This is a genomic window from Halomicrobium katesii DSM 19301 (assembly GCF_000379085.1).
Taxonomy (GTDB): domain Archaea; phylum Halobacteriota; class Halobacteria; order Halobacteriales; family Haloarculaceae; genus Halomicrobium; species Halomicrobium katesii.
Genome location: NZ_KB905379.1, coordinates 176794 through 177110 on the forward strand (window position 1 = coordinate 176794; position 317 = coordinate 177110).

Annotated in this window: 1 pseudogene; it reads left to right on the forward strand. The window is 63.4% G+C overall.

The features are described from left to right. Positions 1-317: pseudogene (locus HALKA_RS21685) on the forward strand (DUF4157 domain-containing protein); the annotation flags it as partial.

Below are 317 nucleotides of genomic sequence, written 5' to 3' on the forward strand. Positions count from 1 at the left end.
CAGCGAATGCCCGCCGAGCAAGTGCCCCAGGCCCTGGAGCTGTTCAAAGCCGAAGTCGAGGGGGGCGTCGGCGGCTCGTTCCAGCAATCACAAAACCAAAACCGCATCGACTTTATCGAAGACGAACTCAAGGGGGCCATCGACAACATCGGCACCCACCAGGATGCGCTGGCCCACCAGGAGGAGGCGATCCTGGACGCGCGTGCCGCCGGTGACCAAGAACGCGCCTCTGCACTCGAAGACGCCAAAGAGTCGATCGGCGACCGCATCGCCGAACTGTACGAGCATCTCCAGGAGGGCGCCCAACAGATCGCCCT